The organism is Martelella endophytica, from assembly GCF_000960975.1.
Taxonomy (GTDB): Bacteria; Pseudomonadota; Alphaproteobacteria; order Rhizobiales; family Rhizobiaceae; genus Martelella; species Martelella endophytica.
The window spans coordinates 1,735,925-1,761,917 of record NZ_CP010803.1 but is presented as its reverse complement, the minus strand read 5'-3'; the positions used below and the strand labels follow the sequence as shown (position 1 = coordinate 1,761,917).

Below are 25,993 nucleotides of genomic sequence, written 5' to 3'. Positions count from 1 at the left end.
TGGTAAAACCCCAATCAGGAGAATGACTATGACATTCCTCATTCCGACACGTCGCTCGACGCTGAAGCTGATGGCTTCCGGCGCCGGCCTCCTCGCAGCCCCGTCCATCATCCGGCCGGCCCGCGCCGCCGACAGCGTTCTCAACATCACCACCTACGACAAGTTCCTGCCGCAGGACTTCATCGACCAGTTTCAGCGCGACACCGGCATCGAAATCCGCATCCGCCTGACCGACGACCAGGGCAAGCAGTATAACCTGCTCGCTGCCGAAGGCGCCGACCCGACGACCGACATCGTGACTGTCGCCGGCCACCGTATCAGCCAGTTCCTCGCCTCCGACCTGCTGCAGCCGCTCGACACCGACAAGATCGCCAACTGGGGCAATCTCGCCAAGCCGTATCAGGGCGCTCCGCAGCTGACCACGGATGGCAAGGTCTACGGCGTGCCGCTTCTGGCCGGCTTCGAAGGCATGGTCCGCAACACCGACTACACCAAGGCCTCCGACAGCTGGGAACTGATGTTCGACCCGGAATACAAGGGCATGACCACCTACATCATCTCCGACTTCCTCTCGATCACGATGAAGTATCTCGGTTATGACGGCGACTATGTCGAATATGTCGGCAAGCCGGAAGAAGCCCAGGCCGCGACCAACGCCGCCCGCGACTTCCTGATCGAGCACAAGGACATGGTCCGCAAATATTACGACGGCGCCTCCGAAGTGCAGCAGATGCTGGTCAACGAAGACGTCTATGTCGCCCAGTCCTGGTCGGGCGCGGCTTCCAAGCTGATCATGGATGGCTTCCCGGTCGAGCTGTCGATCCCGAAGGAAGGCACTTACGGCTTCCTCTATTCGTTCAACCTGGTCAAGAACGCGCCGAACCCGGAGGCTGCCTACAAGTTCTTCGGCGCGCTGCTCGCCAATCCGGACGTGGGTGCCGCCATGGTACGCCAGTCGGGCTTTGCCAGCGCGTTCGCCGGCGTCGACGCGCTGCTTTCCGATCGCGAACGCGCCGCGATCGCGCTGCCGGAAGAGCAGATCGCCCGCATCCAGTTCTTCGCCGAGGTCAACCGCGACATGAAGAACGAGATGATCGACAAGGCCGTCGCCGAAATCAAGGCCGCGTAACACCTGGCAGGGCGGGCCAAGGCCCGCCCCACCTTCGACACGACAGCATGGAACCCCGCAATGAATGACAAGAAACAGGCAGGCATGCCCGCGCGCAGGATCCGCTACAACAGCTGGATCGGCCAGCTTGCGCGTTCGCCGCTCTACGCCATGACGATCGGCGCCATTGCCGCCAACCGGCGGGCACGGCTCATCGTGCTGATCGCCGTCCCGCTCGCCTGGATCGCCTTCTTCAATCTCGGCCCGATCCTGCAGATGGCGAACATCTCGTTCATGGCCAACTATCCGGTGATGGATGGCGATGCCGCGAACTACACGCTTGCCCAGTACAAGCTGTTCTTCGCCGAGCCGCTCTATTTCGTGCCGTTCATCCGCTCGATCATCTTCTCCCTGATCGTGACGGCGTCAACGCTGATTGTCGTCTATCCGGTCGCCTATTACATCGGCAAGGTCATCCGCCCCGCCTCGCGCAACAAGGCGCTGCTGTTGCTGCTCACGCCTTTCTGGGCGGGCGAGATCATCCGCGTCTTTTCGGTGATCATGCTTCTCGCCAATCGCGGCGCGGTCAATGCGCTTTTGAGAGAACTCGGCTTCATCGACCGCCCGATCCCGATGCTCTATACCTATTTCTCGCTCGGCTTCGGCGTCGTTTACCTGATCGCGCTCTACATGCTGTTGCCGCTCTATTCCTCGATCGAGAAAATTCCGAACAGCCTGCTCGATGCCGCCTCCGATCTCGGCGCCGGTCCGTTCCAGCGCTTCCGCCGCGTCATCCTGCCGCTATCGCGTGACGGCATCATTTCCGGATGCTCGCTGGTGTTCCTGACCGCCGTCGGCGTGTTCGCCGCACCACTGCTTCTCGGCGGACCGAACACCGTCATCTTCCCGGAAATCATCGCCCAGTTGTTCCACGGCTCCAACGACAAGTGGCCGGCGGGCGCTGCCTTCTCGATCATCATGCTGATCTTTTCGCTTGCGACCGTCGGCCTGTTCATGCGCGTCGTCGGCGGCAAGAACGTCCGGCTGATGTGAGGAGAGCCCCATGAAAAACCCGCAAAACGTCTTCCTCACCGGCTTTTACTGGGCCTTCGTCGCCTATCTGTGCATCCCGCTGGCGCTGCTGATGGCGATGAGCTTCAAGGATTCGAACTTCATCTCCTTCCCGATCGACAGCTTTACCCTCAAATGGTACGCCTCGGTCATTCAGGACAAGCAGTTCCTCGGCGCCGTCGGCTATTCGCTGATGATCGCGGCGATCGTCACGCTGGTCGCCACCATTGTCGGTGTCTGGATCGCGCTGATTGCCGCCAACGAAGCGATCTGGGGCCGGGCGATCATCTTTGCGCTTGCCTGCCTGCCCGCCGTCGTGCCGGGCATGATCGAGGCGATCGCGATGCGCATCTTCATTCGCCTCATCCACGTGCCGACCGGCACCTTCGCCATCATTCTCGGCCACACGGTTCACGCCGTGCCCTTTGTGGTCATCATGGCGATGACGCGGCTCCGGTCGATGCCATCGAGCCTGATCGATGCCGCCAGGGACCTTGGCGCCGACAACTTCATCGCCTTCTTCCGGGTGACGCTGCCCTATCTCGGGCCGGCGCTCGTCGGCGGCATGATCTTCTGCGCGCTGACCAGCATCGACGATTTCGTCCGCACCTTCTTCCTCGGCGGCTACCAGACCACGCTGCCGATGCTCATCTTCGCCAAGATCTCGGGCGGCATGTCGCCAGAAATCAACGCCATGGCGACTCTCGTCCTCATTGCCACCGCCGCCATCGGCCTTTACGCCGAACGCCGTGTCCGCCGCGCAAGGAACTGAAATGCAGCCTCTCGTCCATTTCCGCAATGTCAACAAATACTACGGCAAGTCGCTGGCGGTGAACGCCCTCGACCTTGAGATCGAGCGCGGCAAGTTCGTCACCCTTCTCGGCCCCTCCGGCTGCGGCAAGTCGACATCGCTTCGAATGCTCGGCGGGTTCGAGACGCCCTCTTCCGGCGAAATCCTGCTCGACGGCAAGGATGTGACGCACCTGCCGCCGCACAAGCGCAACGTCAATATCGTGTTCCAGGACTACGCCCTGTTCCCGCATCTGACGGTTGCCCGCAACATCGCCTTCGGCCTCGAACTGAAGGGCATGGCCTCGGAGAAGATCCACGCCCGGGTGATGGAACTCCTCGAACTCGTCCAGCTTCAGGAATTCGCCGATCGCATGCCCGACCAGCTTTCCGGCGGCCAGCGGCAGCGCGTGGCGCTGATGCGGGCGCTTGCGCCCGATCCGGACGTGCTGCTCCTCGACGAGCCGCTCTCGGCGCTGGACGCGAAACTCCGCCACCAGATGCAGATCGAGCTGAAGAGCATCCAGGCCCATACCGGCAAGACCTTTCTGTTCGTGACCCACGATCAGGAAGAGGCGCTGACCATGTCCGACGTGATCGTGGTGATGAACAATGGCCGCGTCGAGCAGAAGGGCAGCCCGCACGAGCTCTATGCGCGCCCCATCAACCGCTTCGTCGCGACCTTCATCGGCGAATCCAACTTCCTCGATGCCACCGTTGTCTCCGTCGATGGCCAGATCGCGACTCTGGACTGGTGCGGCCATGTCATCCACGCGACGCTGACGGGACCGGCGCCACGCACCGGCGCGCATGTGACAGTAGCGCTGAGGCCTGAGGCGATCTATGCCGTCGATCATAACCCCGACCGCCGTATCGCTCTCAAGGGACGGATCTCGAACCGGCTGTTCAAGGGCAATTTCACAGCGCTCACCGTCAACCTCAACGAAGGCCAGTCGCTCGTGGCGCAACTGGATCCGGTGGCACTCGCCCATCTTTCCGGCGACGACGTCTATATCGGCTGGCGCGAAGAAGACGCGGTGGTTTTGGCGGATTGATATCGCCGGCGACACTAGAAGCAAACGATGCAGGACAAGACGATGACGAATAAAGAGGCGCTTGAGACGCTGAATGCGCGGGTCAGGCAAGATCTTGGCTATCTCAATTACCCGGCCAGCAACTGGGTCAAGCCGGCAGGTCCGATCGACGGCAAGCCGGTCAGCGACATCGTGATTGTCGGCGCCGGAATGTGCGGCCTTGCCGCCTTCGTCCAGCTCAACCGTCAGGGCATCCGCAATGTCCGCATCATCGACAAGGCCGAAAAGGGCATGGAAGGCCCCTGGCTCACCTATGCCCGCATGGAGACGCTCCGCTCGCCGAAGAACCTGCTCGGCCCGGCGCTCGGCATTCCCTCGCTGACCTTCCAGGCCTGGTATCGCGCCCAGTTCGGCACCGAGAAGTGGGACGCGCTTTACCGCATTCCCCGGCCGATGTGGCAGGACTACCTGACCTGGTATCGCGACGTGATGGAGATCCCGGTCGAAAACGGCCTTTCCGTCGAACGCGTGGTGCCGCGCGAAGACGGCATTCTGACCCTCGAGATGGCCGACGGCGAGGTGATCTACACCCGCAAGCTCGTCTGGGCGACCGGCCGCGACGGGCTCGGCAAGGGCACGATCCCCAATTTCGTTTCCGGCCTGCCGCGTTCAAGCTGGGCGCATTCGGCCGATCCTGTCGACTTTGACAAGTGGAAGGGCAAGCGCGTCGTTGTCATCGGCGTCGGGGCTTCTGCCGTCGACAATGCGGCCGAAGCGCTGGAGCATGGCGCGGCGGAAGTCCGCCTGCTGGCGCGCCGCCCGAAGATGCCGACAATCAACAAGCTGATGGGCATCGGCTCCTACGGCATCACCGCCGGCCTGCCCGACCTTTCGCCCGAATGGCGCTGGCGCATCATGGATTACGGCGACAAGCAGCAGACCCCTGCCCCGCATGGCTCGACGCTGAGGGTGAGTCGCCACGACAACGCCTATTTCCACTTCAACTGCGGCATCGCCAAGGTCGAGCAGCAGGGCGCGGAAGTGGTGATCACCACGGTCACCGGCCGCGAGTTCCGTTGCGATTTCCTGATCCTCGGCACCGGCTTTTCCGTGGACCCGATGGTGCGGCCGGAATTTGCCCTGTTCAACGATAGGATCGCCTGCTGGGAAGACCGCTACACCCCGCCGGCCGGCGAAGAAAACCCCGGCCTCGGCCGCTTCCCGTGGCTGAATTCCGACTTTTCCTTCACACCGAAGGAAGAGGGCGATGCGCCTTTCCTGAAGGATATCCACTGCTTCAACTACGGTTCGGCGATGAGCCTCGGCAAGGTTTCCGGCGATATTCCGGCGATCAGCGAGGGCGCCTTGTGGCTTGTGCGCGGCATCGCCTCCGGCCTGTTCCGTGACGAACTGGACAAGCACTGGGAAGACCTGCTCGCCTACGAAAAACCCGAGCTGGACGGGTCCGAATGGACCGATGCAGACGCCGTTGAAAGGGCCTGAAATGACCAAGAAGACCGTTTACTACTACCACGCCCTTTCCTCGCCCTGGGCCTATCTCGGCTGGCCGCAGTTCAAGGCACTGATCGAAAAACACGATCTCGATGTCGTCGTTCGTCCGACCCGGATCGTGCCCGACAATGGCGGCGTGCCGCTGCGTTCGCGGCCTCAGCCGCGGCAGGATTACCACGCCGTCGAGCTCGACCGCTGGCGCAAGCGCCTCAACATGCCGCTGGTTCTGAAACCGGCGCATTATCCGACCAACAACGAGTTCTCCGCCCGCATGGTGATCGCCGCCGACCGCGAAGGTCTTCCGGCGCTCGAACTCTCGCATGCGCTGCTGCATGCGCTATGGAGCGAAGAACTCGACGTGACGCTGCCGGAAGTCCGCATCGACGTTGCCAACCGCATCGGCCTTGACGGCAAGGCGCTGCAGGCGATGGAGGATGAGCCCGACATCATGCAGGCCTGGATCGACAGCCATGAGGAGGCGAAATCCCGTGGCGTATTCGGCACGCCGACATGGATCTACAAGGACGTGCTCTACTGGGGCCAGGACCGCCTCGACTTTCTCGACGAGGCTCTTTCCGAGGACTGAACCATGACCGATGTCATCGACAAGGTGCTGGGCAACGACGCCGAGATCACGGCGCTTCGAAACCGGCGCGAAAAACTGAAGACGCTGACCCAGACCAGCTATGAGGCGGCGCTGACGCCGAAGGACGCAGGAAACTTCTCCTATGCGCTGCGCGCTGCCCTCGCCGCCCGCATGTGCCGGCTGTGGTCGGCAACCGAACTCGAAGAGCACTACCGCGAACTTCTCGCGAGCTACGGCGACGCAAGCGTCGAGGCTATCACCGATCCCGGTTTCAGGCCGGGCGAGGCCGATGCAAGGCTCGGCGCCATCCTGGAGCGCACCGACCTCGTCACCCGCACCCCGAAGGATGCGACGCGGGCGGACATCGAAAAGCTCTATGCAGCCGGCCTTGATGATCGCGACATCGTCACCCTGTCGAGCCTCGTCGCCTTCGTCAATTACCAGATCCTGGTCGTCGCCGGGCTCAAGATGCTGAGGGACCACTGACATGTCCGAAGCCGTCCACACCTTCACCCTCGAACCGCTCGACTGGCACCCTTACGTGAAGCCGGTCAATCTCGAGGAAGCGACAGAGGCGCAGCGCGAGGCGCTGCAGATCACGCCGTCGAACACCAAGGTTTCCGACTATGTGCTGGTTCTGGCACAGGAGCCGGAAACGCTGCAGCAACGCTCGCCGCTCTTCAACGACATCATGTATTCCAAGGACGGCCTGTCGCGCGGCGGCCGCGAGATGGGCGCGCTCGCCGCCTCCTTCGTCAACAAGTGCATCTACTGCGCCGCCGTCCACGCCAACCGCCACATCCAGGTGGAAAAGCGCCCGGAGGTCATTCAGGAAATCTACGAGAAGGGACTGGACGCCGATCTGCCGGATTACGACCAGGCGCTGTTCAACTTCGGCGTCGACCTGACCGCCCATCCGGACAATGTCGGGGTCTACCAGTTCTACCACCTGCGCGAGGCAGGCCTTGACGACCTCGAGATTCTCGACCTAATCCATGCCGTCGCCATTTTCGGCTGGGCGAACCGGCTGATGCACACGCTCGGCGAGCCGCACATCAAGGAATAGGTCACTTTGGAACAGTCGGCGGCACGGGTCCCGCGCCCCTTTCAGGTCACCCACCGGCAGGTGCTCACCATCGCCCTGCCGATGATGGTCGCGCATTTCTCGACGCCGCTCGTCAGTCTTGCTGCCACCGGCGTCGTCGGGCAGCTGCGCGACGAAGTGCTGATCGGCGGCGTGGCGCTGGCGGCCGTGATCTTCGACGTGCTGTTTACAACCTTCAATTTTCTGCGGGGCGCCACCACGGGCTTCACCGCGCAGGCCGTCGGCGCGGCTGATCGGCGGCTGGAGCAGCGAATGCTGCTGGGCGGTATTCTGATCGCGCTCGTCTCCGGCCTGCTGATCCTGTTGCTGCACGTGCCCATCGGTCACCTTGGCCTTGCCGTGCTCGATGCCGATGGCCCCGTCGGCGAGGCGGCCTGGACCTATTATACGTGGCGGGTCTGGTCGGCGCCGTTTGCGCTGTTCAATTTCGTCGTGTTCGGCTGGGTGATCGGCCGCGGCGAGGCGGTCACCGCGCTGCTGTTGCAGGTGGTGCTGAACGGCCTCAACCTGTTCTTTGCATTCTTCTGGGTGCTCTGGCTGGACTACGGTCTTGCCGGTGCTGGCGCAGCGAGCCTTGTCGCCGAAGGGCTGACGGCTATCGCCGGCGTTGTCCTGATCCTGCAGCGCACCGACCGGCATCTGTGGGAGCGGCCCGACTTCTCGACGATGAAGCGGATGTTCTCGGTCAATCGCGACATGATGATCCGCTCGTTCGCGCTCCTGATCGGGCTCTCCTTCTTTACCCGGCAGTCCGGCGTGCTCGGCACCGATATCCTGGCCGCCAACACGGTTCTGCTGCGCTACTATTTCTTCGGCGTCGCCTTTCTCGATGGTTTCGCCACCGCCGCCGAACAGCTTGCCGGCCGCGCCGTCGGCGCCTTCTATCGCCCCGCCTTCAACCGGGTGATCAGGCTCACCACGCTTTGGGGCGTGGCGATGGCGCTGTTCGTCTCCGCCGCCTTCTTCCTCACCGGCCCCTCCGTTGTCGCCCTGATCGCGCCGATCCCGGAAACCCAGGCGCTCGCCCACACCTATCTGCCCTATGCGGCGATCATGCCGCTCATCGGCGTCATCGCCTTCCAGATGGACGGGGTCTTCATCGGTGCCACCTGGTCGCGCGAGATGCGCACGCTGATGCTGATATCGCTCGCCTGTTATTTCGCCGCATGGGCCGTGCTGCAGCCGCTCTACGGCAATCACGGCCTGTGGATCGCCATGCTGCTGTTTCAGGGCGTGCGATCGGTCGTCTTTCGCTTCATGCTGCCGAAGCTTGCCGACCGGACCTTTTCGCCGGCCTGATCTCAGCCGTTGCTTGGCGGGAACCAGCTCGTGTCGAGGCCGACATGCCGGTCGACGAAATCGCAGATCTTTGCCAGCTTTTCCTCTTCGAGGATTTCGACATGGCCGTTGCTGCGGCGGATCATCCCGTCCTTCTCCAGCGCTGCGAAGCTGCGGCTGACATAGACATTGGTGAGGCCGAGAACGTCGGAGATTTCGGTCTGGTTGAGCGGCAGGCGAAAGGTCGTGGTCATCGACTTGTTGGCAATCCGAAGGCGCGACCGCAGGTCGAGCAGCAGATAGGCAATGCGCTCGCGCGCGCTCATGCGCCCGACGGCACGAAGAAAGTCGGTGAGGATGACCTGGTTGCGCACCGATAGTGCAAACAGCAGCGCCGCAAGCTGCGGCGCCTGGCTGAACACCTCGTCCAGGTCCTTCTTCGGAAACGGACACAGCCGAACGTCCTCGGCCGCCCTGAGTACCGATGTGCGCTGGTCGAAGGCGATGTCCGGAAAACCGACGATGTCACCGGGGTGGTGAATTTCCGTGATCTGACGGCGGCCATCCTTCATGTCGGCGTAGCTGTAGAGCCAGCCGCGCTTGACCACATACAGATAGGTGTTCTCATCGCCGCCCTGGTAGATTTCATCGTTCTTGGAGAAATCCCGCTCGTCCCGCTCCAGACGGCTGATGCTGTCGAGCGAATGCTCGTCAAGAGCAACATAGTGGGACAATTTCTGCACGAGACAGCTTGGCGAATCCGTATTCATCTTCATTCCCTCGGGACGAACAAAAGGAAGGAGGCTGCCTTCCCGGCGCGCAATATGGCTGAAGTCGGGCTCGAACCGCAATCCGCCTGAGCGCGGAAACGTTCACTGACAGGTAAAAATATTTTCCCAAAAACATGGCTAATTTCAAACCAGTTTAATGCGCGAGATCGTGTGCCAGCTATGCCCGTGGTAACACGAGGATCACAATCATGACCTGTTCAACTGAACGTTGCAGGCGGGAGGGCTACTAATGACTTCCGCCGTTGCCGTAATCGATCCGGTTTGCCTTTCGCCCTATGAGTTTGCCTATCTCGATGAAGAGACCGGGACGGAGGCCGCCATCCTGCGCCTTGCCGGCGCGCTGAGCAATGACTGCCGCTTCCAGTTCTACCAGGCCGGTCGCACGGATGTGACCCGGGATGCCGGCGGGCTTTACCGTCCGCTCGACATGCTGAAGGTCGAGGACCTGACAAGCGTTTCCAATGTCATTGTCGTGAGCTCCTGGAAGACGGCGCTCAAGGTGAGCAAGCTCGGTCCGGGTTGCCCCGTCTTTCTCTGGATGCATTCCCCGCCCGGCCGCCACAATCGGCGGATGGGCGATGCCCTGGCGGCCGCCGGCATCGAGATTGTCTGCGCGTCCGAAAGCCTGGCCAAGCACGTCCACGCCTTTCTCGCCGATGCCAACGACAAGCTGCCGGCCATTTCATCCATTCCGGACCCGGTCGCCGACGAACTGAAGCCGGATACGACGCCACGCGATATCGACCGGTTGTTCTTTCCGGGCGCACCGCACAAGGGGCTTTCCGAGGCGCTGGTGAAATTCGCAGCCCTGCGCCGCACAAGGCCCACGCTCCGGCTCGAAGTGGCCGAGCACGATAATCTCGTCTGGCCGGAAAACACCGTGCCCGACGGCGTGCACTTTCTCGGCAAGCTTAGTGACAAGGCCCGCATCGAGATCATGCGATCCTCGCTCTGCGTGTTCCATCCGCAGTCGCGCTTTGCAGAGACCTCCGGCCTGACGCTTGCCGAGGCGAATGCGGTCGGCACGCCCGTGCTTGCCCATGCGGGCCTCGGCTCCAATGACGAGATCCTGCTGACACCCGGCCAGTGCGTCGACACCAATGATCTGAGCGCGGTGGGTGCGCGCATTGACGACTGGCGCCGCGACTTCCCCGCGATAGCCACCGCGCCCGGCCATCGCCTCAGCGAGGTTGCCGCAGCCTGGAAACGAAAGCTGACGCCGCAGATCGTGGCCGAGCCCACGCGCACGGCGACATCCGGCGCTACCCCCGAGCGGGCGGCGCTGCCGAACGGCCCGTCCCGCTAGAGCCCGCCCTGCAGCGCCAGGGCGAACCGGTAGAGGCCGGCCGGCGCCGTATTGCCGGGCATTGTCGGCGCCTGAAGATCGAGTGGGCGCATGGCGGTCCGGTAGCGCTCGGAAATCCCCTCCACACCGATGACAAAGAGCGGCACGCCCCCGGCCAGGCTTTCGCGGAAGCGGTGGCGGGCGGAGAGGAGTTCGTGGCCGATCACGACCCCGGACAGATAGGGCGCTATGGCGGCGTCTCGCACGGCACGTCCGGCGCAATATAGAGCCGCACGGCGCCCGGCACCTCGACGGCCATGGCACGGGTCGGCCAGCGTCGCCATATCGGCAGGGCGACCGACATGGGGTGCCTCGGCCCAGCTCTACGCCGAGCTGACCATGCCCTCAGCGTCCTTTGTCGCACAGCGCTCGCGGCAGTTTGACCGCGCCAAAAATCCTGATATGAAAGTTTCACGACACCTCCCGAAGCAGCGAGCCCATGCCCCGTAATTTCCTCGTGATCGACCCTGAAAAGGACATGCATGTATTGAAGGGGCTGGCGGCTCCGGCGCGGGTTGCCGTGCTGCAGCTCCTCAGGCGCAAGGGGCCGATGAATGTGAAGGATATCGGCGCCTGTCTCGAACTGCCGCAATCGACCGTCTCGCTCAGCATCCAGATGCTCGAGGATGCCGGGCTGATCCGCACCGAAAGCCAGCGCGCCCGCAAGGGAAATCAGAAGGTTTGCACCAGCATTTACGATGAAGTCGTGGTTTCCTTCGGTGATACTGCCGACGACGGCGTTGACGACGCCATCGAGGTGGCAATGCCTGTCGGGCTCTATACCGCCTTCGACGTCAGCGCCCCGTGCGGGCTTTGCACGCCGGAAGGCATTATCGGCCTGCTCGACGTGCCGGACTCCTTCCTCGACCCGGCTCGCATGAAGGCGGGGCTCTTGTGGTTCACGCGCGGCGCGATCGAATACCAGTTTCCGAACAATGCCCGGCTCAACAACCGGGCGGTCTCGGAGATCGAATTCTCGATGGAGCTGTCATCGGAAGTGCCCGGCACCAATCCGGACTGGCCGTCGGACATCACCATCACCATCAACGGCATCGATATCGGCCAGTGGACATCGCCCGGCGATTTCGGCGACCGGCGCGGCGTGCTGACGCCGGACTGGTGGAAGCTGAAGGGCTCGCAATATGGCATGCTGAAGCGCTTCCGGGTGACGCCGGACGGCGCCTATGTGGATGGCGTCCGCATTTCCGACGTCACGCTCGCCACCCTTCGCCTGCCGGAGCACCACTCGATCCGCCTCGGCATTTCCGTGCGCGCCGACGCCCGTCATCCGGGCGGCATCAACATCTTCGGCAAGGGCTTCGGCAATTACGACCAGGACATCGTCCTCAGAGTGCGCGTCGACTGATGGCAGGAGCGCTGGCGCCTTTCAAAAATGCGCTGGCATGCTATAGGTTCGGGCGCCCGCGCCGATGCGCGCCGCAGCCAGAACGAGGAAGCCCATGCAGACGATTTTCGTGCAGTTCAAATGCGCCCCGGGAGAAGCCTACGATGTCGCCGATGTCGTGGTGCGCACGGTGGAGGAGACCTCCGAAATTCACTCGACCTCCGGCCAGTACGACCTGATCGCCAAGTTCTATCTGCCACCCGCGGCCGATATCGGCCACTTCGTCATATCGCGGCTGCAGACCATCGAAGGCGTCACCGACACCTTCACACTGGTGGCGTTCAAGGCGTTTAGCTGAACGGGACAGCCGATCAGAACGACGGCGCCTCGAGGCCGCTCGCGCGGTAGGCGGCAATCACGGTGTTGGCCATCAGCATGGTGATCGTCATCGGCCCGACGCCGCCGGGCACCGGCGTGATCGCGCCGGCCACCTTCTCCGCCTCATCGAAAGCCACGTCGCCAAGCAGGCGGGTCTTGCCCTCGCCGCGCTCGGGCGCCGGAACCCGGGTGATGCCGACGTCGATCACGGTGGCACCGGGCTTCACCCAGTCTCCCTTCACCATCTCGGCCCGCCCCGTGGCGGCAACCAGGATATCGGCCTTGCGGCAGATGCCGGCGAGATCGGCCGTGCGCGAATGCGCCATGGTCACGGTGGCGTTGGCGGCGAGCAGCAACTGGCCCATCGGTTTGCCGAAGAGGTTCGATCGGCCGACGACGACGGCATTGAGACCGGAGAGATCGTCACCATGCACGCGCCGCACCAGCACCATGGAGCCGGCCGGTGTACAGGAAATCAGCCCCGTCCTGAAATCGCCGATCGCAAGCTTGCCGGCATTGACCACCGAAAGCCCGTCGACGTCCTTTTCCGGACGGATCATCTGGATGACCGGAAACTCGTCGAGGTGTTTCGGCAGCGGCAATTGCACCAGCACACCGTGAATGGCCGGATCCTCGTTCAGCCCGGCAACAACCTTTTCCAGCTCGACCTGCGTGGTTTCGGCGGAAAGCGTGATCTGCACCGAATGAAAGCCGCATTCCTTCGCCCTCCGCCCCTTGGCGGCGACATAGGTATGGCTTGCCGGATCATCACCGACGATGACGACGGCAAGGCCCGGCACCGTGCCGGATTTGGCCTTCAGCGTCTCCGCCGCGTCCTTGACCTTGCCGACAACCTCGGCGGCGATCGCCTTTCCGTCAATGAGCCTTGCCATCCGTATCATTCCCAAACCTGTCGGCGCGAACTGGCGCCACAAACAAAAATGGCAAGCGCCTGAGCGCTTGCCTGCTATCCTTCAATCCGGTCCGGCCGCTCAGTTGAGCTTGGACTTGACCGCGTCGATCGACTTCGAGAACAGCTTCGACTGCACGGCGGCGGTCGCCTTCTTCTCCAGCACGATGCGGGACGCTTCGACGGCGACGTCGACGGCCGCGCTGCGCACTGCCTCGATGGCGTCGTGCTCCGCCTGGCGGATCTTCTGCTCGGAGAAAGCCGTGCGGCGCTCGACATATTCCTCGGTCTTGCGGCGGGCTTCGTCCTTGATGGACTGGGCCTCGCGTTCGGCCGCGGCAACGATGTCCTTGGCCTCGTCCTCGGCCTCGCGGCGCTTGCGCTGATAATCGGCCAGGACGTGCTGGGCCTCCTCGCGCAGGCGCTTTGCTTCGGCCAGCTCGTCACGGATCTGGTCCGCCCGCGAATCGAGCGAGCGCAGCATGATCACCGGAACCTTGAAATAGGCCACGACCAGGAAAAACAGAACCAGGCCGATGAGGGCGTAGAATGTTGCGTCAAGAGCCACCATGATTAGGCCTCCCTGACCGAGGTCACTGCGGCTTCGACGTCACCCTTGGCAACGCGCCCGCCGATGAGATGGGTCACGATCTGCGCGGCGGTTTCCTCGGCGATGGAGCCGACTTCCTGCAGCGCATCCGAACGGACCTTTTCGATCCGCGCATTGGCTTCGGCAAGCTTGTCGGCCAGTTCGGCCTCAAGCTGTGCACGTTCCGCTTCCGCTTCGGCGCGAGCCTTGTCGGCAGCAGCGGCCGAAATCGAACGCGCCTCGGCACGGGCCTCGGCAAGCTCTTTCTCGTAGGCGGCGATGGCCTCATCGGCCTCGTTGCGGAGCCGTTCGGCTTCGTCGAGGTCCTGGGCGATCCGGTCGTGCCGGTCTTCCAGGATCGAGCCGACACGCGGAACGATCACCCTCTTCATCACCAGATAGAAGATGCCGAACGTGATGGCCAGCCAGAGAATCTGTGACGGAAATGTCGCAAAATCGAACGGCGGGAACACCGCGGATTCATGGTGTTCCAGCTGGGCCATTTCGGTATGGAGCTCAGACTCAGGCGTCTGCGCCATGGCCGGTGTCACAAACATGCTCGCCTCCAAAGGTCTTCGATAGGATTGGCCACGGCGTGGCGATCGTCGCCATGCGCCGGGGCCGGAACCTTAGACCGTTTAAAATTAAACGGCGAAGAGCAGGAGAAGAGCAACCAGCAGCGAGAAGATGCCGAGCGCTTCGGTAACGGCGAAGCCGAATACGAGGCGGCCGAACTGGCTGTCTGCGGCAGAAGGGTTGCGCAGCGCGCCGGTGAGGTAGTCACCGAAGATGCGGCCGAGACCCATCGAAGTTGCACCCATGCCAAGGCACGCGATACCGGCGCCGATGAACTTTGCTGCTTCCGCTTCCATGTAAGAACTCCTTAGAAGAATTGGGTTGTTGCGGCTTAATAGCGAGGCCGGTTCGAGCTGTCCAGCCGAACCGGATGACTTTATTCCTTAGTGATCTCCCGCATTGACGGCATCATTGAGATACATGCACGTCAATACTGCAAACACATAGGCCTGCAGGAAGGCGACAAGGAATTCCAGCGCCGTCAGAGCGACGGTCATGGCCAGAGGCAGAATCGCGCCTCCGGTTCCGATCGTGCCGATCGCGCTCAGGGAAACGACGAATCCGGCAAACACCTTGAGGGTGATATGGCCCGCCAGCATGTTGGCGAAAAGACGGACGGAAAGGCTGATGGGACGCGAGAGAAACGAAACGATCTCGATCAGCGTCACCAGTGGCAGCAGCGCCACGGGAACACCCGACGGCACGAAGACCTTGAAGAAATGGACGCCGTGCTTGTAGACGCCGTAACCGACGACGATGACCATCACCAGCAATGCCAGCGAGAACGTCACCACGATCTGGCTCGTCACCGAGAAGAAATACGGGAACATGCCGATGAGGTTGGCCGTCAGCAGGAACATGAACAGCGTCAGCACGAACGGGAAGAACACCATGCCCTTCGTGCCCGCCCCCTCTCTCAGCATCGAGGCGACGAATTCATAAAGCAGCTCGGCAACCGACTGGGTGCGCGAGGGGATAAGGCCGCGCTTGGCGGTGGCCAGATACATGAAACCCGCTGCTGCCGCGACCGTCACAGCCATGAACAGCGAGGCATTGGTGAAGGAAAGGTCCAGACCGCCGACATTGATCGGAACGATGCTGTGGATCTGAAACTGATGGGTCGGATCGTTTGCCACCTAAGCTCTCTCTTCTCGTCTTGCCTTACGGCACATCGCCGGCGCATTCCGGCAGTTTTAGTTCTCGTCTCGCTTTATCCGGTCTTCCGGCTCGGCCACACGGCCGACAGAGCGCAACACGTTCAATATTCCGGCACCAAAGCCGAGGAGGAGAAAGCCGATCATCCCCCAGGGGCTGGTGCCCACAAATCGATCCAGAAGGTAGCCAAGGATAAACCCGACGAAAATGGCGGAAATGAACTCGCTCGAGAGCTTCAGCGCTTTTGACATCTCGCGCCGGTCACTATCCGTGGTTTTCGGTGTTTCGCGGTCCCCTGTTCCTTTTTTCCTCTTCAGCGCGCCAAGCTCGCTTTCAAGCTGCTTGCGGCGCGCTTCCAGATCGTCCTGCCCGTCCTGCGCCATGACCCTTCTTTTTGTCCCTTGTGCCGCAAAGCCCCCTCAGGCCCGGCGCGCAGCGAGTGGGTGCCCTGCACCCGCTCTGAAGTCGGCCGCACCATAGTTTTCCTCAATAGCCTAGTCAAGCAGTTCCATTAAGCATCGATTTGAGCGTAAAAAGCAATTGCAGACAATGATTTCCGGCAATTTTTCCCGGTTCAAAACCAGCCGCGCGAGCGCAGCCAGTAGATCGCCAGCACCATTGTCGCCAACATCACCACCAGCGCTGCCGGATAGCCGATCGCCCAGTGCAGTTCGGGCATCTTGTCAAAGTTCATTCCGTAGATGCCGGCAATCAGCATGGGCGGGGCAAAAACCACCGAAACCACCGAGAACAGCTTCATGATGTTGTTCTGCTCGAGGTTGATGAGGCCGAGCGCCGAATCGAGCAGAAAGGAAATGTTGGAGGAGACGAAACTTGCATGCTCCGCCAGCGACTGGATGTCGTGGGAAACGATGCGGCAGAGATCCTTGGTCTGCTTGTCGTCGCGCACACGGCCGAGCGACTGGACATACGTGGCAAGGCGCGCCAGCGTCGTCAGGCTGTCGCGGGTCTTGCTGACCAGGCGGTGATAGGTCGAAATCTCGATCAGCCGCGATTCGAGCTCGGCCGGCGGGCGCCGGCGCCCGCGCGCACCTTCGCCGAAGACGGCGATCGAAAGGTTGTCGATCTTCGACACGGCAAGCTCGAGGATTTCCGCGGTGCGGTCGACGATCGTGTCGAGCAGATAGGCAAGCACCTTCGAGCCCTGGCCCGGCTGCAGGTCCAGACGCTTCATGTCGGCGGCAAACAGGAAGAACGGTTTCGGCTCCGCATGGCGGATGGTGATGAGCCGACCACCTGCGAGCACGAAGCCGACATCTGTGAGATGGGCAAGGCCAAGATCGACATTCATCACCAGAGACGCCGTCATGTAGACGGTCTCGCCTTCGGTATAGAACCGGCTCGACGGCTCGATATCCTTGAGCGATTCGCGGGTCGGCAGCTCCACGCCGACGATCGCCTCGACATGACGCAGGTCGGCTTCGGTCGGATCGAGCATGTCGATCCACACGACATCATCCTCCAGCGGCACGGGAGAACCGGCCGAAGGCAAGGCCGTCTTGAGGCCGCCGACCTTGTAGAGATGTATCATGCCTTGCCTGCCATAATGAGGATACCTTGCCCGTCCGTCCGCCAGAGCATAATAGAAACGCCGATACGCATATAAACGAAATTTGCGGCATTTGCGCAAACCCCGCCCGCGAGATCGCCATGGACCCGCACGCCTTCTGGCAGGACCTGCTGCCGCCTGCCACTTACCCAACCGACGGCCCGTTCGAGCATGCCTACCCGGCCGAACTCGACGACGGCCGGCAATTGCTGCTGCCGATCCGCGCGCTTGGCGATACGGGCAACGGTCTCGCCTCGCTGATCATCAACCAGGCCTCCTTCGATGTTGCGGAAACGCTTGCGCTGAAACTGGCCGAACGCCTCCGCCCTGCCGCGCCCGAAGTTGTCATCGGCCTGCCGACGCTCGGCCTGACACTTGCCGCCGGCGTCGCCCGCGCCCTTGGGCACCGCCGCTACGTGCCGCTCGGCAATTCCCGCAAGTTCTGGTACGAGGACGCGCTTTCCGTTCCGCTCTCCTCTGTCACCACGCCGGGCGCCGGCAAGCGGCTCTTCATCGACCCCCGCATGCTGCCGCTGATCGAGGGCCGGCGGGTGGCGCTCGTCGACGACGTGATCTCGTCGGGGAGTTCGATCGTCTCCGCCCTCACACTGCTTGCGGCAATCGGCGTGAAACCCGTGGCGATCGGCAGCGCCATGCTGCAGACCCGGCGCTACAGCGAGAGCCTTGCCGCCATCGAAGCCTGCCCCGAGCCCGTCGCCGCCTTTTCGACACCGCTCCTCAGCCGCGACCGGACCGGCAGGTGGCATCGCTGACGGCACGCAGAAAACCCGCGATCCGGAGATCGCGGGCTCTTGCAAGGAACGTCAGTCGGATGATCAGTTCAACAGAACCGCTTCCGGATTTTCGTTCAGATCCTGCTCCGTGTAAGCCTGCTGGTTTTCAAGCGTCTCACGGTCATAGGTGGTCTTGATCACGTAGGTGTCGCCGTCGCTCATGATTTCTGCGGCATTGGCGGAAATCGCAACCGGCTTTTCACCGAGACCCAGGAAGCCACCGACGTCAACGATCAGAACCTGTTCGTTCTGGTCGCCGTGCGAAACGACTTCCGAAACTTCACCGACGCTGTCGCCATCGGCGCTGAGGACCGGTGAACCGACCAGCTCGTCAAAGGAGACCTGGTCGATGGCGACAGGCGACATGCCTTCCGTCGGATCCATGGCCATCGAACCATCATTGGTGCTGGCCATATCCGTGCCGGTCGTACCCATGTCGGTGGTCGTACCGGTGCCGGTGGTCGCCGCCATGTCCTGGTTGTCCATATCGGCATTCGTGTCAGCCGTACCGACTTCCATCATGTTCGCGCCATCGGTATCGAATTCCGGCGCGTTTTCGAGCTCTTCGCGGGTCGCGTCGATGGTGAGCAGGTCATCGCCGTCTTCACCGGGCTCCCAGCTCAGACGATCGAAGGATACTGCAACAGCCTTTTCGCCGATACCGAGGAAACCGCCGACGCCGATCACTGCGGCATTGGCAACGCCATCCGGATTCATGACGATGTCGTTGATGTCACCGACCTGTTCGCGACCCTGGTCGTCAGCGCCGGGACCGTAAACCGGCCAGCCGAGCAGAGAGCTCGCGAGAACCTGCTTGTCGTTGGAGCTGAAGAAGTCGGAACCGTCTTCAGTGGCCTGCATGTCCGGGAAAACGGGATCCATGCCGGTACCCTGGTTGCCCATATCGGTCTGGGCAGCAGGCTCCTTGTTCATGTCCTGATTGGTCGAATCCTGAGCATAAGCTGCACCCGTGGAAATAACGGCAACAAGTGCTGTAGTCGAAAGAATCTTGCGAAGCATGATAATACTCCTCCTGTTCGTTTCTCATCCAGGAAAGGTGCGATACAAATCTTTTATCTTTGTTTTATCTCACCCGTCTCACACAATAAAAACGTCGGGCCGCTCACCTTGTTCCTCTCATGTAGCAAAATTTCGCGAAGTTTTTTCGTGGGCTATGACCGCAAACGGCAAAGCGGCCGGAGGGGGCTCCGGCCGTCGAGAAAACATCAAGGATGCAAGGGTCAGCAGTAGCGCAGCGGCATACGGATGCGGGCGCGCAACCCGGTCTCCGCGTATTCGACCTCGACGGTGCTGCCGATGATCTTGTCGAGGCTGCGCTCGATCAGGATGGAGCCGAAGCCCTTGTGCTCGGGCGGCAAAACCGCCGGACCGCCGACTTCGACCCAATCAAGTTCCAGGTGGGCATCGTCGGGACCGCCGGTGCAATCCGCGGTGATGTCGACAACGCCGGTGCTCCTCGACAGAGCGCCGAACTTCGCCGCATTGCTGGCGAGCTCATGGATGACCAGACCGAGCGCTAGCGCCTCGTCGGGATCGAGATAGATGGCATTGCCGTGAATATCGATCTGCCGTTCGTAGGTCTCGGCATAGGGCGCAATCTGCGACCGCAACAGTCGTTCCAACGCGATCGCGCCCCATTGCTCGTCGGAAAGCAGGGTATGGGCGGCCGAAAGCGCCTGCAGGCGGCCGGAAAAGGCCATGTTGAACTCGGCCGAGGACCGCGAGCGGCGCAGGGTCTGGCCGGCAATCGACTGGACGATGGCGAGCGTGTTCTTGACCCGGTGGTTCAGTTCCCTCAGCAGCAGCCGCGTCTTCTGCTCCGATTCCTTGGTCGTGGAAATATCGACAACGACGCCGAAAACCGGTCCGCGCTCATCGTCAAGAAGCGCATTTTCGTAGGCGCCGCCGAGCGAAAGCAGCCAGCGCCCGGTTGATGCGACCTTGATTTCGCACTGATACTCCTCGCCGCGATCCAGCGCCGCTTTGAACCGGCGCAGCATCGAAAAGCGCATCTCGGGAGAGACCGCACCCAGGACCTTGCGACACGTGACGGTTTCGCCGACGGGCAGGTTCAGCATCTGGCGCAGGGAATTGTCGCATTCGATCGTCTCGCTGACACCGTCCCAGCTCCAGGCTGCGATATTGGCCGCCCGGAGCGCCATCGAATGGCGTCGTTCGGCCCGCGACAGCTTCATGTCGGCGGTCACCTTGCCGCGGGCGGCTTCCTTGAGTTCGTAGAGCGAGCCGGCGAGGTCGGCAAGTCGGGCCAGCGCTTTCGCATCCGCTTCGGTGATATCGCGGTGATTTTCGGCATCGATGACACAGAGCGCACCGGCCTTGACGCCATGGACACGGATCGGCGCGCCGGCGAAGAACTTTACCTTTGCCCCTTCGAACTGGGGAACGGACGGCGCGAGCTGATTTTCCTTGGCGGGATTGTTGACGATCAGGGCCGGCTCGTCCTCAAGCGCAAGCGGATAGACGAAGAGGCCGGAGCGGGTCGGCACATCGGCCGGCTCCATGCCATGCACGGCCTGCACCCAGTTTTCGTCAAAATCGGCGATCACGATGAGGGCTGCCGGCGCGGAAAAGCGTTGTGCGGCCGCTTCGACGATGGCAACGAAATCCTCGTCCTGCTCGGCGGCGCGCATGATCGATTGCGACAAGGTCTTCAGACGTTTCTCGTCCTTGATCGCATCGACAAGTTCCGACGGCAGATGTTCCACAGGCCTTAACGCTCTTCAATTTTCTAGCGCGGCGAGATCGCTCTCGCCGCCGCCCGCACTGGGCGCACTCATTTCCAACCAACTCGAAAACGCAGGGAGAGCCCTAAGGTTCCGCAATCGAATCGTTTTTCACAATAGCCGTCGATACCGTTCAGGAACAAACCCGATGTGACGCCGTTTTGTTGACATGAAACGCAGCCATCCACAAGGAGGTTCCCATGGCGAAGTCAGCCACTGTCCTGAAACCGAAAGCTCATGAAAGCCGCTTGAACACAGGCCTTTCGAAGGAATACCGCGCCGAGATGGCGGAAAGCCTTTCCGAGATTCTCGGCGCAACCTACCAGCTCACCATCAAGAGCCATATCTACCACTGGAATGTGGTCGGCCCGCTGTTCCGCTCTCTGCATCTTCTAACCGAGGAGCACTATGGCGAACTTTTCGAGGCTGCCGACACGATTGCCGAGCGCATCCGCGCCATCGGCTTCCTCGCACCGGAAAAGATGCGCGAAGTCACCACCTTCGTTCCCGATGCCGGCAACATCGCCACGCTGTCCGCGGAGGACATGATCAAGGACCTCATCAATGATCACGAAGCCGCCGTGCGTGCCATGCGCGAAGCCGGCGAGAAGGCTGGCGATGCCGGTGACCTGGTGACCGAGGACATGCTGACCGCACGCCTCACCTTCCATGAGAAGGCGCTGTGGATGCTGCGCGCCATCATCGGCGAGTAAGCAAGACAAGATGAGCCGGCCGCAGGGACTGAAGCCCGCGGCCGGCTTTTTCTTCCAGCCATCGAAACAAACAAAAAACGGCGCCCCGCCGGGACGCCGTTTTTGTTTGTTTCATTTCTGACCGATCAGGCAGGCCTGGAGATAAAGGCGCTGCCAATGACGGCCGCCGAATTGGCATCCGGGCCGAAATCGGCTTCGCCCTTGATGTCCAGCATCTCCTGCAGCTTGCCACGCGCCCGCGCAATCCGGCTCTTGATCGTGCCGATGGCGCAATTGCAGATTTCCGCGGCCTCCTCGTAGGAGAACCCGGAAGCGCCAACCAGAATGATCGCCTCACGCTGATCGTCGGGCAGTCGATTGAGCGCTTTGCGGAAGTCACGCAGATCCATCGCCCCGTACTGGGACGGATGCGTCGACATTCTTTCGGTAAAGGCGTTGTCCGTATCCTGGATCTCGCGCCCGCTCTTGCGCATCTGGCTGTAGAACTCATTACGCAGAATGGTAAACAGCCATGCCTTGATGTTGGTGCCTTCGGCGAAACTTTCCTGTTTCGCCCAAGCCTTCATGATCGTATCCTGCACGAGATCGTCTGCCAGATCCTGGTGCCCGCAGAGAGAGACTGCAAAGGCACGGAGGCTCGGCACCGTTTTCAGCATATCGCGTTTGAAACTCGTATCATCGTCCCTGACCACGACACTCAGCCCTCCGCTTCGCGCTTGGAGGCCGATTCGGCAGCATCAAGTCGCTCGAGTAGATTCAGAAAACGATCCGGTATGTCCTCCTGCTCCACAGCATGGTAGAGTGCCTTGAGACGGCGACTTATCGCCTCCTCGGGACTCCTCGCTGTGCCTGGCAGGGTCGTGCCTTGGTTAAGGCTCGGATTATTCTTCACTTGTATTCGCCCCGCTTCATGATTGCGTTTACACTTGTTCATCGGAAAAAACGTGGGTACCGATAAAAAGTTCCGAGCTTGCGGAACTTTTTTTTGAACTGGGCATTATCGAGTTTGAAGGACGTTTGAACAGCGTCACTGTACGCAAGACCTACTGCAGGCAGGAGAGTACCAAATATGTCGCTATCAACCCGTATCGCCGCCCACTTGCCTTATCTCAGGCGGTACGCACGTGCCGTCACAGGATCGCAGACTTCAGGCGATGCCTATGTTGCCGCCGTGCTCGAAGCCCTGATTGAAGATGTATCTCTCTTCCCCGAGGGCCGTGACGACAAGGTCGCACTTTATAAACTGTTTTCCCGACTGTTCAGTTCCACCACCATCGAAATTGAAGAAATTGATTCTCCCTATTCCTGGGAGAAGCGCGCAGCAGCCAATCTTCTGGCACTGCCGGCCAAGCCGCGCCAGGCCTTTCTGCTGATTTCGCTTGAAAGCTTCTCGCATCGCGAAACCGCTGAAATCCTGGGCGTCGAGGCGGATACCGTTTCGGAACTCATCGATCAGGCCTCCTCCGAGATCGCCCGTCAGGTTGCGACCGACATCATGATCATCGAGGACGAACCGCTGATCGCGATGGACATCGAACAGATGGTCGAAAGCCTCGGACACCGGGTCACCGGCATTGCCCGCACCCACAAGGAGGCCGTGGACCTTTACCAGCGTTCCAAGCCGAAGATGGTTCTCGCCGACATCCAGCTCGCCGACGGCAGCTCGGGCATCGACGCGGTCAATGATATCCTTGCAACCGATACGCTGCCGGTGATCTTCATCACCGCCTTCCCCGAACGGCTCCTGACCGGCGAGCGGCCCGAGCCGACCTTCCTCGTCACCAAGCCGTTCAACCCGGACATGGTGAAGGCGCTGATCAGCCAGGCGCTGTTCTTCCAGGAACAGCATGAGGAAGCGGCTTAATCTGCCGTTTACCCTCATTTCGACACCAAGGCGGCTTCGGCCGCCTTTTTGTTTTTGCAGGGGAACCTCGCCAGTGGGCAGACGTTTTACCTTCACGTAACGAAGGAGATCATCATGCTCTACTACGCCGTTGTTTTTCTGGTAATCGCACTTGTCGCCGCGGCACTCGGCTTTGGCGGTATTGCCGGTGCGTCGGCCGGAATTGCGCAGATTCTGTTTTTCCTCTTCCTGCTGTTTTTCGCCGTCGCGGTCATCGTGAACTTCGCACGACGCTAGACAGCTCCTCCAGCAAGCCTCATCGCTGGAAAAGACGGGCCGCGTTTCCCTCCCCCGACGCGGTCCGTTTTTTATGTTTTGTTACCGCAAAAACGGCATAAAAAAACAGCGGCACGCTGGCCGCTGTTTCCTCCCTTCCCGCAGTCTTGCTGCAGGTCTTAGTTGATACCGGACATCCAGTTGTCGACGTCGCGTTCGGCCTCGTCACGTTCCTTGCCGTAGCGCTCCTGGATCTTGCCGACAAGCTTTTCGCGCTTGCCTTCGACAACGTCCATATCGTCATTGGTGAGCTTGCCCCACTGGGCCTGGGCTTCACCGCGAAACTGCTTCCAGTTGCCTTCAATACGATCCCAATTCATGGCCTGCTCCTTTCAAGCTTGGCAAAATATTCTCACACCATTCAAACGCCTTTACCTGCCCGCGGGTTCCCTACCCCGATCCGGTATCAGCCCAGATCTCGGGGCATTGCCCCGGCGCGCTGGCGTCCAGCAAGCGATTGACAATGGAGCAAAAAGCGGGAATGTAACGTAAAAAACTCCTATCGTCCGCCGAGGTGAGCGCGGAACCGCGCTGCTGATCAAGAGCCGGTTTTCGTCCGGGCCGGTTTCGGACTTTGTTGTGGCTTTGTCGCCAATCCTGTTGCAATTCCGAAGCCTGAATCCGCTTCGTCACCGCGAGGTCGCCTGATACGTATGCGCCAACTGTTCGACAAGGCACGGGCCGGTGACATCACGACCGTAAACCGGTTTCTTCCGGTCCTGGTGTTCGTGGTCGTGACGGCGATCGGCCTCGGCATGTCCTTTTCGATCTACCGAACCTCCGATCTCACCCGCCAGGCCAAGTTCGAGATCGTCGCCAGCGATGCCGCGGACCGGCTGACCAACCGTCTCTACCAGCACATGTCGCTGCTGGAGGCGACGAAGTCGTTCTTCGAGGCGACCGGCGGACAGGTCACGCGCGCCGCCTTCAAGACCTATGTCGCCGGGCTCGACACCGAGGATCGCTATGACGGCATTCAGGGCATCGGCTTCGCGCGTGTCGTGCGTGCCGGCAATGAAGCCACGGCCGAGGCGATGATCGCCGACAATTACGGCACGGATGTCAGGATCTGGCCGGCAGAGACAGACCAGAAATACCGCGCCGCGATCGTCATGCTGGAACCCGACGATGAGCGCAACCATGCCGCCATCGGCTATGACATGTACAGCGAACAGAGCCGCCGCGAGGCGATGGCCAAGGCCTTTGCCACGGACACGGTGCAGGCGACCGGACCGGTGCGGCTCGTCCAGGAAATCACGCCCGGCAAGCAGACCGGGTTCCTCATCTACATGCCCTTCCGTGTCGACAACCCGGCCCCGGATGCCGACGGTCTGCCGTTCGGCGGCTTCATCTATGCCCCGTTCCGCACCGGAGATCTTTACGAGGCGGTGATGGGCAAGCGGCCGGTTCTGCCTGTGGCGCTGAAGGCCTATGACAAGGACGTTTCCGACTTTCCGCTGTACATCTCGCCTGATTTCGAGACATCGCTCAAGAAGAGCGGCCTCGACACCAAGCGCGAGATCGAGATCGCCGGCCGTATCTGGGTACTGGAAATGACGCCCGATGCGGCCTTCGAGAAGACGCAGTTCGACGTCACGCCCTTCGTCGTCGGCTCGGTCGCCCTGCTTCTGGCCGTCGCACTGGCGATGGCGGCGCAGTGGCAGCTGAAGGCCCTTGCCGCCGCCCGCGAGGTCCAGCGTGTCACCGAAAAGTCGCTGCAGGAACGCGACCTGATGCTTCAGGAAATGAAGCACCGCATCAAGAATTCAATTGCCCGTGTGCTGGCGATGGCCCGGCAGACGGCGCACCATTCCGAAGACCTGCCGCAATTCATGGAATCCTATTCCGCCCGGCTGCAGGCGATGTCGACGGCACAGGATGTGCTGACCCGCTCCCACTGGCAGCGCGCCGACCTTAAGGAGCTCTTGAGCAAGGAACTGGCACAGGTCTTCGGCGGCGACGAATCCAATTTCGAGGTTTATGGGCCGGAGGCCGAACTGGACGAGAAGGCGACACAGGCCTGCAGCCTGACCTTCCACGAGCTTGCGACCAATGCGCTCAAATATGGCGGCATGGCGAATGAAGGTGTCCGCCTGGTGGTCTCCTGGAGCTTCTCCGGCTTCGGCGACGAGCGCGTGCTGAAGCTCACCTGGAACGAGCAGGGTGAGACGCCGGTCGAAAAGCCGAGCCGCAAGGGCTTCGGCACCCGGCTGATCGACGCCAATATCATCGGCGAGCTCAACGGTTCGATCGAACGGCACTATGAAGAAAACGGCCTGCGCGTCGAAATCAGCTTCCCGCACCCGGAGGAGCAGCATTCGCGCAAGAGCCGCTGGCGCCGCCGCAGCAGGCTGCGCCGCTCGGCAGCCGCTGCGCGGGACAAGGCGGGCAAGTAGCGCG

At 61.6% G+C, this 25,993-nt stretch carries 31 protein-coding genes; 17 read left to right on the top strand and 14 right to left on the bottom strand.

Going from position 1 to position 25,993, the window contains the following annotated elements:
• The first annotated feature begins 28 nt into the window (after nucleotides 1–28).
• Genes TM49_RS08035 through TM49_RS07995 form a run of 9 tightly spaced genes read left to right on the top strand, consistent with a single transcriptional unit; the run spans nucleotide 29 to nucleotide 8,504 of the window.
• Nucleotides 29–1,129, top strand: coding sequence for an extracellular solute-binding protein (locus TM49_RS08035; RefSeq protein WP_045680389.1), 1,101 nt, complete (start codon nucleotides 29–31; stop codon nucleotides 1,127–1,129).
• Between the two features lie 60 nt (nucleotides 1,130–1,189).
• Entirely contained in the window at nucleotides 1,190–2,161 is a 972-nt protein-coding gene (locus tag TM49_RS08030) for an ABC transporter permease (protein ID WP_045680388.1), read from the top strand.
• Nucleotides 2,162–2,171: 10 nt separating this feature from the next.
• On the top strand, nucleotides 2,172–2,951 hold the full coding sequence (locus TM49_RS08025; protein WP_045680387.1) for an ABC transporter permease: 780 nt from the start codon (nucleotides 2,172–2,174) through the stop codon (nucleotides 2,949–2,951).
• Nucleotide 2,952: 1 nt separating this feature from the next.
• On the top strand, nucleotides 2,953–4,023 hold the full coding sequence (locus tag TM49_RS08020) for an ABC transporter ATP-binding protein (RefSeq protein WP_045680386.1): 1,071 nt from the start codon (nucleotides 2,953–2,955) through the stop codon (nucleotides 4,021–4,023).
• A 42-nt stretch (nucleotides 4,024–4,065) separates the two neighbouring features.
• Entirely contained in the window at nucleotides 4,066–5,505 is a 1,440-nt protein-coding gene (locus TM49_RS08015; protein WP_045684990.1) for an NAD(P)-binding domain-containing protein, read from the top strand.
• Nucleotide 5,506: 1 nt separating this feature from the next.
• On the top strand, nucleotides 5,507–6,100 hold the full coding sequence (locus TM49_RS08010) for a 2-hydroxychromene-2-carboxylate isomerase (RefSeq protein WP_045680385.1): 594 nt from the start codon (nucleotides 5,507–5,509) through the stop codon (nucleotides 6,098–6,100).
• A 3-nt stretch (nucleotides 6,101–6,103) separates the two neighbouring features.
• Nucleotides 6,104–6,586, top strand: a complete 483-nt coding sequence (locus tag TM49_RS08005; protein ID WP_045680384.1) for a CMD domain-containing protein — start codon at nucleotides 6,104–6,106, stop codon at nucleotides 6,584–6,586.
• A gap of 1 nt (nucleotide 6,587) precedes the next feature.
• On the top strand, nucleotides 6,588–7,166 hold the full coding sequence (locus TM49_RS08000) for a peroxidase-related enzyme (protein ID WP_045680383.1): 579 nt from the start codon (nucleotides 6,588–6,590) through the stop codon (nucleotides 7,164–7,166).
• Nucleotides 7,167–7,172: 6 nt separating this feature from the next.
• The gene (locus TM49_RS07995; protein WP_045680382.1) at nucleotides 7,173–8,504 is read left to right on the top strand and encodes an MATE family efflux transporter; all 1,332 of its coding nucleotides are present in this window, start codon (nucleotides 7,173–7,175) and stop codon (nucleotides 8,502–8,504) included.
• Between the two features lie 2 nt (nucleotides 8,505–8,506).
• Here the strand turns inward: TM49_RS07995 and TM49_RS07990 are convergent, their stop codons facing one another.
• A complete protein-coding gene (locus TM49_RS07990; protein ID WP_045684989.1) occupies nucleotides 8,507–9,253 on the bottom strand; it encodes a Crp/Fnr family transcriptional regulator in 747 nt (248 codons plus the stop codon).
• A 250-nt stretch (nucleotides 9,254–9,503) separates the two neighbouring features.
• Here TM49_RS07990 and TM49_RS07985 point away from each other — a divergent pair, with 250 nt between their 5' ends.
• Nucleotides 9,504–10,580: a glycosyltransferase gene (locus TM49_RS07985; protein WP_045680381.1), complete on the top strand. Its 1,077-nt coding sequence runs from the start codon at nucleotides 9,504–9,506 to the stop codon at nucleotides 10,578–10,580.
• Here the strand turns inward: TM49_RS07985 and TM49_RS23000 are convergent.
• Nucleotides 10,577–10,825 (bottom strand): 2-dehydro-3-deoxygalactonokinase, encoded by a 249-nt coding sequence (locus TM49_RS23000; protein ID WP_158498616.1) that lies wholly within the window; start codon nucleotides 10,823–10,825, stop codon nucleotides 10,577–10,579. The two genes, TM49_RS07985 and TM49_RS23000, sit on opposite strands and share 4 nt — an antisense overlap.
• A gap of 233 nt (nucleotides 10,826–11,058) precedes the next feature.
• Between TM49_RS23000 and TM49_RS07975 the strand changes: the two genes are divergently transcribed.
• Both TM49_RS07975 and TM49_RS07970 read left to right on the top strand, forming a co-directional pair.
• On the top strand, nucleotides 11,059–11,985 hold the full coding sequence (locus TM49_RS07975; RefSeq protein WP_045680377.1) for an ArsR/SmtB family transcription factor: 927 nt from the start codon (nucleotides 11,059–11,061) through the stop codon (nucleotides 11,983–11,985).
• Between the two features lie 94 nt (nucleotides 11,986–12,079).
• Nucleotides 12,080–12,322 carry an Lrp/AsnC family transcriptional regulator gene (locus tag TM49_RS07970; RefSeq protein WP_045684987.1) on the top strand — a complete coding sequence of 81 codons (243 nt, stop codon included), beginning with the start codon at nucleotides 12,080–12,082 and terminating at the stop codon, nucleotides 12,320–12,322.
• 13 nt (nucleotides 12,323–12,335) lie between these two features.
• Here the strand turns inward: TM49_RS07970 and folD are convergent, their stop codons facing one another.
• From folD to TM49_RS07935, 7 genes are all read right to left on the bottom strand, one after another.
• Nucleotides 12,336–13,235, bottom strand: a complete 900-nt coding sequence (gene folD, locus TM49_RS07965; RefSeq protein WP_045680375.1) for a bifunctional methylenetetrahydrofolate dehydrogenase/methenyltetrahydrofolate cyclohydrolase FolD — start codon at nucleotides 13,233–13,235, stop codon at nucleotides 12,336–12,338.
• A gap of 99 nt (nucleotides 13,236–13,334) precedes the next feature.
• The gene (locus TM49_RS07960) at nucleotides 13,335–13,820 is read right to left on the bottom strand and encodes a F0F1 ATP synthase subunit B (RefSeq protein ID WP_144409667.1); all 486 of its coding nucleotides are present in this window, start codon (nucleotides 13,818–13,820) and stop codon (nucleotides 13,335–13,337) included.
• Nucleotides 13,821–13,825: 5 nt separating this feature from the next.
• The gene (locus tag TM49_RS07955) at nucleotides 13,826–14,398 is read right to left on the bottom strand and encodes a F0F1 ATP synthase subunit B (protein ID WP_045680371.1); all 573 of its coding nucleotides are present in this window, start codon (nucleotides 14,396–14,398) and stop codon (nucleotides 13,826–13,828) included.
• Nucleotides 14,399–14,485: 87 nt separating this feature from the next.
• Nucleotides 14,486–14,713: a F0F1 ATP synthase subunit C gene (locus tag TM49_RS07950; protein WP_018063478.1), complete on the bottom strand. Its 228-nt coding sequence runs from the start codon at nucleotides 14,711–14,713 to the stop codon at nucleotides 14,486–14,488.
• 87 nt (nucleotides 14,714–14,800) lie between these two features.
• Nucleotides 14,801–15,553, bottom strand: coding sequence for a F0F1 ATP synthase subunit A (locus TM49_RS07945; protein ID WP_045680367.1), 753 nt, complete (start codon nucleotides 15,551–15,553; stop codon nucleotides 14,801–14,803).
• A gap of 57 nt (nucleotides 15,554–15,610) precedes the next feature.
• Nucleotides 15,611–15,955 (bottom strand): AtpZ/AtpI family protein, encoded by a 345-nt coding sequence (locus TM49_RS07940; RefSeq protein ID WP_045680364.1) that lies wholly within the window; start codon nucleotides 15,953–15,955, stop codon nucleotides 15,611–15,613.
• 191 nt (nucleotides 15,956–16,146) lie between these two features.
• Nucleotides 16,147–17,124: a magnesium transporter CorA family protein gene (locus TM49_RS07935; protein WP_045680362.1), complete on the bottom strand. Its 978-nt coding sequence runs from the start codon at nucleotides 17,122–17,124 to the stop codon at nucleotides 16,147–16,149.
• A gap of 119 nt (nucleotides 17,125–17,243) precedes the next feature.
• Between TM49_RS07935 and TM49_RS07930 the strand changes: the two genes are divergently transcribed.
• Nucleotides 17,244–17,915 (top strand): phosphoribosyltransferase, encoded by a 672-nt coding sequence (locus tag TM49_RS07930; RefSeq protein ID WP_045680360.1) that lies wholly within the window; start codon nucleotides 17,244–17,246, stop codon nucleotides 17,913–17,915.
• 63 nt (nucleotides 17,916–17,978) lie between these two features.
• Here the strand turns inward: TM49_RS07930 and TM49_RS07925 are convergent, their stop codons facing one another.
• The gene (locus tag TM49_RS07925) at nucleotides 17,979–18,956 is read right to left on the bottom strand and encodes a PRC-barrel domain-containing protein (protein WP_045680358.1); all 978 of its coding nucleotides are present in this window, start codon (nucleotides 18,954–18,956) and stop codon (nucleotides 17,979–17,981) included.
• Between the two features lie 221 nt (nucleotides 18,957–19,177).
• The gene (locus TM49_RS07920) at nucleotides 19,178–20,683 is read right to left on the bottom strand and encodes a sensor histidine kinase (protein ID WP_045680356.1); all 1,506 of its coding nucleotides are present in this window, start codon (nucleotides 20,681–20,683) and stop codon (nucleotides 19,178–19,180) included.
• 218 nt (nucleotides 20,684–20,901) lie between these two features.
• Between TM49_RS07920 and TM49_RS07915 the strand changes: the two genes are divergently transcribed.
• Nucleotides 20,902–21,414, top strand: a complete 513-nt coding sequence (locus TM49_RS07915) for a Dps family protein (protein WP_045680354.1) — start codon at nucleotides 20,902–20,904, stop codon at nucleotides 21,412–21,414.
• A gap of 125 nt (nucleotides 21,415–21,539) precedes the next feature.
• Here the strand turns inward: TM49_RS07915 and TM49_RS07910 are convergent, their stop codons facing one another.
• Nucleotides 21,540–22,106, bottom strand: coding sequence for an RNA polymerase sigma factor (locus TM49_RS07910; protein ID WP_425283279.1), 567 nt, complete (start codon nucleotides 22,104–22,106; stop codon nucleotides 21,540–21,542).
• Nucleotides 22,107–22,111: 5 nt separating this feature from the next.
• Nucleotides 22,112–22,348: a NepR family anti-sigma factor gene (locus TM49_RS07905; protein WP_045680350.1), complete on the bottom strand. Its 237-nt coding sequence runs from the start codon at nucleotides 22,346–22,348 to the stop codon at nucleotides 22,112–22,114.
• A 135-nt stretch (nucleotides 22,349–22,483) separates the two neighbouring features.
• Here TM49_RS07905 and TM49_RS07900 point away from each other — a divergent pair, with 135 nt between their 5' ends.
• The gene (locus TM49_RS07900; RefSeq protein WP_045680349.1) at nucleotides 22,484–23,278 is read left to right on the top strand and encodes a response regulator; all 795 of its coding nucleotides are present in this window, start codon (nucleotides 22,484–22,486) and stop codon (nucleotides 23,276–23,278) included.
• Between the two features lie 114 nt (nucleotides 23,279–23,392).
• On the top strand, nucleotides 23,393–23,554 hold the full coding sequence (locus tag TM49_RS07895) for a DUF1328 domain-containing protein (RefSeq protein WP_045684985.1): 162 nt from the start codon (nucleotides 23,393–23,395) through the stop codon (nucleotides 23,552–23,554).
• Nucleotides 23,555–23,712: 158 nt separating this feature from the next.
• On the opposite strand, the gene TM49_RS07890 is transcribed toward TM49_RS07895, so the two are convergent.
• A complete protein-coding gene (locus tag TM49_RS07890; protein ID WP_045680348.1) occupies nucleotides 23,713–23,913 on the bottom strand; it encodes a CsbD family protein in 201 nt (66 codons plus the stop codon).
• A 333-nt stretch (nucleotides 23,914–24,246) separates the two neighbouring features.
• On the opposite strand from TM49_RS07890, the gene TM49_RS07885 reads away from it, so the two are divergent.
• Nucleotides 24,247–25,989 carry a CHASE domain-containing protein gene (locus TM49_RS07885; RefSeq protein WP_052699765.1) on the top strand — a complete coding sequence of 581 codons (1,743 nt, stop codon included), beginning with the start codon at nucleotides 24,247–24,249 and terminating at the stop codon, nucleotides 25,987–25,989.
• Nucleotides 25,990–25,993 lie beyond the last annotated feature (4 nt).

Excerpts from the sequence above, each read along its gene's own strand:
- TM49_RS07990 (WP_045684989.1), bottom strand. The coding sequence starts at position 9,253 with ATGAATACGGATTCGCCAAGCTGTCTCGTGCAGAAATTGTCCCACTAT.
- TM49_RS07915 (WP_045680354.1), top strand. The coding sequence starts at position 20,902 with ATGGCGAAGTCAGCCACTGTCCTGAAACCGAAAGCTCATGAAAGCCGC.
- TM49_RS08020 (WP_045680386.1), top strand. The coding sequence starts at position 2,953 with ATGCAGCCTCTCGTCCATTTCCGCAATGTCAACAAATACTACGGCAAG.
- TM49_RS08025 (WP_045680387.1), top strand. The coding sequence starts at position 2,172 with ATGAAAAACCCGCAAAACGTCTTCCTCACCGGCTTTTACTGGGCCTTC.
- TM49_RS07970 (WP_045684987.1), top strand. The coding sequence starts at position 12,080 with ATGCAGACGATTTTCGTGCAGTTCAAATGCGCCCCGGGAGAAGCCTAC.
- TM49_RS07935 (WP_045680362.1), bottom strand. The coding sequence starts at position 17,124 with ATGATACATCTCTACAAGGTCGGCGGCCTCAAGACGGCCTTGCCTTCG.
- TM49_RS08035 (WP_045680389.1), top strand. The coding sequence starts at position 29 with ATGACATTCCTCATTCCGACACGTCGCTCGACGCTGAAGCTGATGGCT.
- TM49_RS07955 (WP_045680371.1), bottom strand. The coding sequence starts at position 14,398 with ATGTTTGTGACACCGGCCATGGCGCAGACGCCTGAGTCTGAGCTCCAT.
- TM49_RS07975 (WP_045680377.1), top strand. The coding sequence starts at position 11,059 with ATGCCCCGTAATTTCCTCGTGATCGACCCTGAAAAGGACATGCATGTA.
- TM49_RS07930 (WP_045680360.1), top strand. The coding sequence starts at position 17,244 with ATGGACCCGCACGCCTTCTGGCAGGACCTGCTGCCGCCTGCCACTTAC.
- TM49_RS07900 (WP_045680349.1), top strand. The coding sequence starts at position 22,484 with ATGTCGCTATCAACCCGTATCGCCGCCCACTTGCCTTATCTCAGGCGG.
- TM49_RS08015 (WP_045684990.1), top strand. The coding sequence starts at position 4,066 with ATGACGAATAAAGAGGCGCTTGAGACGCTGAATGCGCGGGTCAGGCAA.
- TM49_RS07925 (WP_045680358.1), bottom strand. The coding sequence starts at position 18,956 with ATGCTTCGCAAGATTCTTTCGACTACAGCACTTGTTGCCGTTATTTCC.
- TM49_RS08000 (WP_045680383.1), top strand. The coding sequence starts at position 6,588 with ATGTCCGAAGCCGTCCACACCTTCACCCTCGAACCGCTCGACTGGCAC.
- TM49_RS08005 (WP_045680384.1), top strand. The coding sequence starts at position 6,104 with ATGACCGATGTCATCGACAAGGTGCTGGGCAACGACGCCGAGATCACG.
- TM49_RS07940 (WP_045680364.1), bottom strand. The coding sequence starts at position 15,955 with ATGGCGCAGGACGGGCAGGACGATCTGGAAGCGCGCCGCAAGCAGCTT.
- TM49_RS08030 (WP_045680388.1), top strand. The coding sequence starts at position 1,190 with ATGAATGACAAGAAACAGGCAGGCATGCCCGCGCGCAGGATCCGCTAC.
- TM49_RS07885 (WP_052699765.1), top strand. The coding sequence starts at position 24,247 with ATGCGCCAACTGTTCGACAAGGCACGGGCCGGTGACATCACGACCGTA.
- TM49_RS07895 (WP_045684985.1), top strand. The coding sequence starts at position 23,393 with ATGCTCTACTACGCCGTTGTTTTTCTGGTAATCGCACTTGTCGCCGCG.
- TM49_RS07950 (WP_018063478.1), bottom strand. The coding sequence starts at position 14,713 with ATGGAAGCGGAAGCAGCAAAGTTCATCGGCGCCGGTATCGCGTGCCTT.
- folD (WP_045680375.1), bottom strand. The coding sequence starts at position 13,235 with ATGGCAAGGCTCATTGACGGAAAGGCGATCGCCGCCGAGGTTGTCGGC.
- TM49_RS08010 (WP_045680385.1), top strand. The coding sequence starts at position 5,507 with ATGACCAAGAAGACCGTTTACTACTACCACGCCCTTTCCTCGCCCTGG.
- TM49_RS07890 (WP_045680348.1), bottom strand. The coding sequence starts at position 23,913 with ATGAATTGGGATCGTATTGAAGGCAACTGGAAGCAGTTTCGCGGTGAA.
- TM49_RS07905 (WP_045680350.1), bottom strand. The coding sequence starts at position 22,348 with ATGAACAAGTGTAAACGCAATCATGAAGCGGGGCGAATACAAGTGAAG.
- TM49_RS07985 (WP_045680381.1), top strand. The coding sequence starts at position 9,504 with ATGACTTCCGCCGTTGCCGTAATCGATCCGGTTTGCCTTTCGCCCTAT.